Consider the following 4,578-nt stretch of genomic DNA (forward strand, 5'->3'; position numbering starts at 1 on the left):
TTTAGTTATATCAACAATATGTTCAGTAATTCTAATCATTTGGAGTTCCCTTTCGTTTTATGAGAAATATACAATGGGATACGCATACTATTGGGTTAGCGGCATAATTGGTCTAGTATTCCTACTCTTTTTCATTCGAGACATGCGTGATATTCTTAACAAAGACTATACAACATCCTAATAGCATTGAAAGCAACTACAAAAATAAATACTATACCGAAATTGGATAGCGCACCATAATCACCAAGATTAAGTAGATTTTTCATATAAAATACTTCCCTTCTCTAAATTTGTCAATCGTTTTAATTTTCATAAAAAAATGATAAAATGTAAACATGTGTTTTCAGAATAATTAAAAACGCAGAAAGAAAACACTGTTTTTAGGAGGGGTTTTGATGACTTACACGTTAGCAACTAGAATGAAAGCATTCCAATCTTCTATATTTAGTGAATTAGGGGCCTATAAAAAAGAGAAAATTGCAGCAGGTCATAAAATGATCGATTTAAGTATCGGGAATCCCGATATGCCTCCTGCTGATTTCGTAAGAGAAGCAATGGTACATACAGCAAGTGCAAAAGAAAGTTACGGATATACGTTATCTGGTATTCAAGAATTTCACGAAGCTGTAACTGAATATTACAACAACACTCATAATGTTATATTAAATGCTGAAAAAGAAGTTTTATTATTAATGGGTTCACAAGACGGACTCGTTCATTTACCTATGGTTTTTGCAAATCCGGGAGATATAATACTAGTTCCTGATCCAGGATATACAGCTTATGAAACAGGAATTCAAATGGCCGGTGCAACATCTTACTACATGCCATTAAAGAAAGAAAATGATTTCTTACCTAACTTAGAAGTTATCCCTGAAGAAATTGCCGATAAAGCGAAGATGATGATTTTGAACTTCCCAGGGAATCCAGTTCCAGCAATGGCTCATGAAGATTTCTTTAAAGAGGTAATTGCATTCGCGAAAAAACATAATATTATCATTGTCCATGATTTTGCTTATGCTGAATTTTATTTTGATGGTCAAAAGCCAATTAGCTTCTTATCTGTACCTGGTGCAAAAGAAGTTGGCGTTGAAATTAATTCTTTATCTAAAAGTTATAGTTTAGCTGGTAGCCGTATTGGTTATATGATTGGTAATAAAGAAATTGTCGGCGCGCTTACGCAACTTAAGTCTAATACAGATTACGGTGTGTTTTTACCAATTCAAAAAGCTGCATCCGCTGCATTACGACACGGCGCTGCATTTTGCGAGAAAAACCGTGGAATTTACCAAGAACGTAGAGATACTTTAGTGGACGGATTCCGCAAATTCGGTTGGAATGTCGATAAACCCGCTGGAAGTATGTTCGTTTGGGCTGAAATTCCGAAAGGATGTACTTCTCTAGAGTTCGCTTATGCACTTATGGATCGTGCAAATGTCGTTGTCACACCAGGCCATGCTTTCGGTCCTCACGGCGAAGGCTTTGTACGTATTGCACTTGTTCAAGATAAAGTAGTATTACAAGAAGCAGTTGAAAACATTAAAAATAGCGGTATTTTCTCTATTGAAAAAGTAGCGGAATTAGTTAAAAATTAATAATAACTCCCCTGCTTAACTTTAGCAGGGGTATTATTATTCCTGGAGGTACGATATGAATATTAAAGATACTCTTCCCCATCGCTATCCATTTTTAATGATCGATAAAATTACAAACGTTAAAGAATCTCAATCAGCTACAGGATACAAACTGATCACAAATAATGAGTGGTTTATTAATAACAATCAAAACTATATGCCTCATATGCTAATTGTAGAAGCACTCGCTCAACTTAGTGCTTTTGTAAGTACAGGAGCATCTGAAGGACTTGGTTTCCTCTCCTCTTTAGATGGGGTGGAATTTCATGAAAATGCGTATCCCGGTGATAAACTTGACTTACATTATGAATTAACACGTAACAGACGAGGTTTTATTCTCGGGAAAGGAATTGCCTCTGTAAACGGTCAATCAATCGTTACCATTGAAAAACTATTAATATATCAAGCTGATTAAACAGATTACATAGTAAGGGGTAGGAAAATGCGGAATGTTGTTGGTATTGATGCTGGGGGAACATTAACAAAGATTGCTTACTTTAACCTAGAGGAAAAATTATGTTTTGAAAAATTTTATTCATATGAACAAGAAAGAATTAAAGAATGCCTTCATAATAATAATTCAATTACACAATTATGCATTACAGGTGGTAAAGCTAAACAGTTAGAACAACTACTTTCAGGTTCATATAAAATAGTAGAGTTAAACGAGTTTGAAGCTACTTTAGCAGGAGTCCGATACATACTAAAAGAAGAAAAACGTGCTATAAACAACTTTGTATTAACAAATATCGGTACAGGTACTTCTATTCACTACGTTCACGACAAGCAATACGTTCGTGCTGGTGGGACTGGAGTTGGCGGTGGTACTATTATGGGCCTTTCAAAACTATTAACAAATATAGATCATTTTGAAGATGTGATTCCGCTTACGAAAATTGGTTCAAGAAACAGTCTAGATATTACAGTTGGAGATATTTATGGAGGGATTCTCTCCCCTATTGATAATAACTTAACTGCTAGCAATTTCGGAAAAGCGATCATTACAGATTCAAATTATAGTAGTTCAGATATACTAACTACCGTTCAAGGACTTGTCGGTGAAGTCGTCACAGCATTAAGCCTTCAATTCGCCGAAGCGAAAAATATTGACCATATCATTTACATCGGTTCTACTCTATGTAATAACGTACATCTTCAAAATATTATAAGTAGCTATACAGAATATCAAAATAAAATACCAGTCTTTTTACAAGACGGCGGTTATAGTGGTGCGATTGGTGCTTTACTTCATGGTACGAAATAAAAAAGCTGACTTTTGTCAGCTTTTTTGCAATGGTACTTCAAATTCAATAATTGACTCTCCATTCTCACCAATTCGTTCCACACTAATTCTATTAATTACACAGTCCAACTTCTCATGAAAACTAGGAATCCCCTTCGCTATTTCAGCCACTAACTCTGCGCTACCTTTTCTCCCAACTGTTACATGTGGTATGTATGGAATATCCGTTCTCAAAAATTGTAGTAAAGGACCTGTATACAATCTATCGTGCAATTCTTCTATTTTCTCTTTCCCTATCACTTAGATTCCCGCACAGGATGTTCATCAAAAAATTGCTTTCGAAAATCTTTATTATTAACTAGCTTTTCTATTTTTTCTTGATTACCGTAAAAGAAGTTCATTACGATTCCCTTATTCCATATAAGATCATCCTTTGGCAAATCATTAAATTCTTTATAAAGTATGGGTAAAAGTTCTTCTCTTTTCAATGCAAAATTTTGATTTTTAACCTGAAACTCATACCCTTTCGCATTTGGTACTAAAATTGCAAGATAAATAGCATTAAAGAGAAAGTTCTTTTTCATCGTATCCCTTTCATCAAACCAATACGTCTCAATGATATCTTCTGTTAAATTACCACTCTTTTTCTCACCGTATTTCACCGCGATCTTCTCATTTTTCAAATTTATACTTTGAACTGTTTCACCACCAGGTAAGTTTTTAACAATCGCAAACACGTCGGAATTATTTCCAACGTATGTCCCCGTATATTTTTTAAAAACCCCAGGTTCAATATGTGATATTTCTTTTATTTGTTCCCCATTAGAACAAGCCGTAACAAATAAAAAAATTGTTAGCATAACACCTGCTATTCTATTCATATACTTTATTAGACACCCCCAAGTTCTATTTATTATCCAATCTATACAATGTATCCCTTAAAAACCCTTTAAAATATACGCATTTTAATCAAAATTAAAAATTTTCAATTTTTATGTTTACAATTATCCATTAATTGTATATACTTACTAACGTAAGAAAAATATTCTAAAAGGAGGTCGAAGAAAATGATGAAATTACAATTACATGCTTTAACTTTAGCGTTAACTGCACCTGTGTTTTTCGGACAATTAAATATGAATTCGACCACCCTAATGGAGAATTAAAAATCGTACTTTATTTCTTTTAATTCATAAATTCGCCACAGGAGGTCGTATACTTTCCTGTGGCTTTTTCACGCCCAGCCGTAGGAGAACGATATCTTCCTGTGGCTTTTTTGTGCGATTTTTTAGTCTCTTACATTATTTTTTAAAGGAAGGAGCAACATTCGATGACTATTAGCGTATTGTTTTTAAGTATTACGATTCAAAGAAATACACTTTCCAAAGCTGAAATTCTTCACAATGAGCAAATTGCAAAAGCTATGAATGATGTTAAGGAGCGCCAAGTGCTTTATTGTGATCACCTGTAATTCCTTTTCGAAAGGAGGAATTCGTCTATGACTTTTCATATTTTCTTTTTTACGACAGCACTGCAGAAAAAAACGTTATCTGAAGCTGAAATCTTTCGTAAACAACAATTAAAACAAACTATGGATAAAATAACGGACATTAAAAGTTCGTATTATACACAAATGTATTAAAAATATTTTTTAAAGGGGCACTATCCTAATGAAATTTAAAGCTTTCTTTTTAACGATTA

At 33.8% G+C, this 4,578-nt stretch carries 7 protein-coding genes and 1 pseudogene; 6 read left to right on the forward strand and 2 right to left on the reverse strand.

What is annotated here, in order from left to right; genetic code table 11:
* From V7038_RS19935 to coaW, 4 genes are all read left to right on the forward strand, one after another.
* On the forward strand, nucleotides 1–181 hold a 181-nt coding region (locus V7038_RS19935; protein ID WP_335695542.1), incomplete at its 5' end, for a hypothetical protein.
* A 214-nt stretch (nucleotides 182–395) separates the two neighbouring features.
* Nucleotides 396–1,595 carry an LL-diaminopimelate aminotransferase gene (locus V7038_RS19940; RefSeq protein WP_335695543.1) on the forward strand — a complete coding sequence of 400 codons (1,200 nt, stop codon included), beginning with the start codon at nucleotides 396–398 and terminating at the stop codon, nucleotides 1,593–1,595.
* Nucleotides 1,596–1,650: 55 nt separating this feature from the next.
* Nucleotides 1,651–2,049, forward strand: coding sequence for a 3-hydroxyacyl-ACP dehydratase FabZ family protein (locus V7038_RS19945; RefSeq protein ID WP_002110416.1), 399 nt, complete (start codon nucleotides 1,651–1,653; stop codon nucleotides 2,047–2,049).
* A gap of 27 nt (nucleotides 2,050–2,076) precedes the next feature.
* Nucleotides 2,077–2,898, forward strand: coding sequence for a type II pantothenate kinase (gene coaW, locus V7038_RS19950; RefSeq protein ID WP_335695544.1), 822 nt, complete (start codon nucleotides 2,077–2,079; stop codon nucleotides 2,896–2,898).
* 15 nt (nucleotides 2,899–2,913) lie between these two features.
* On the opposite strand, the pseudogene V7038_RS19955 reads toward coaW, so the two are convergent.
* Nucleotides 2,914–3,171: pseudogene (locus V7038_RS19955) on the reverse strand (hypothetical protein); the annotation flags it as partial.
* A 2-nt stretch (nucleotides 3,172–3,173) separates the two neighbouring features.
* Nucleotides 3,174–3,767, reverse strand: a complete 594-nt coding sequence (locus tag V7038_RS19960; RefSeq protein WP_335695549.1) for a DUF4825 domain-containing protein — start codon at nucleotides 3,765–3,767, stop codon at nucleotides 3,174–3,176.
* Nucleotides 3,768–4,207: 440 nt separating this feature from the next.
* Between V7038_RS19960 and V7038_RS19965 the strand changes: the two genes are divergently transcribed.
* Both V7038_RS19965 and V7038_RS19970 read left to right on the forward strand, forming a co-directional pair.
* Nucleotides 4,208–4,348: a YrzI family small protein gene (locus V7038_RS19965; protein WP_002110421.1), complete on the forward strand. Its 141-nt coding sequence runs from the start codon at nucleotides 4,208–4,210 to the stop codon at nucleotides 4,346–4,348.
* 27 nt (nucleotides 4,349–4,375) lie between these two features.
* Complete coding sequence (locus tag V7038_RS19970; protein WP_000142704.1) at nucleotides 4,376–4,519, forward strand: YrzI family small protein; 144 nt, start codon at nucleotides 4,376–4,378, stop codon at nucleotides 4,517–4,519.
* The last annotated feature ends 59 nt before the right edge of the window (nucleotides 4,520–4,578 follow it).

It is taken from the genome of Bacillus sp. JJ783, assembly GCF_036963225.1.
Taxonomy (GTDB): Bacteria; Bacillota; Bacilli; order Bacillales; family Bacillaceae_G; genus Bacillus_A; species Bacillus_A cereus_U.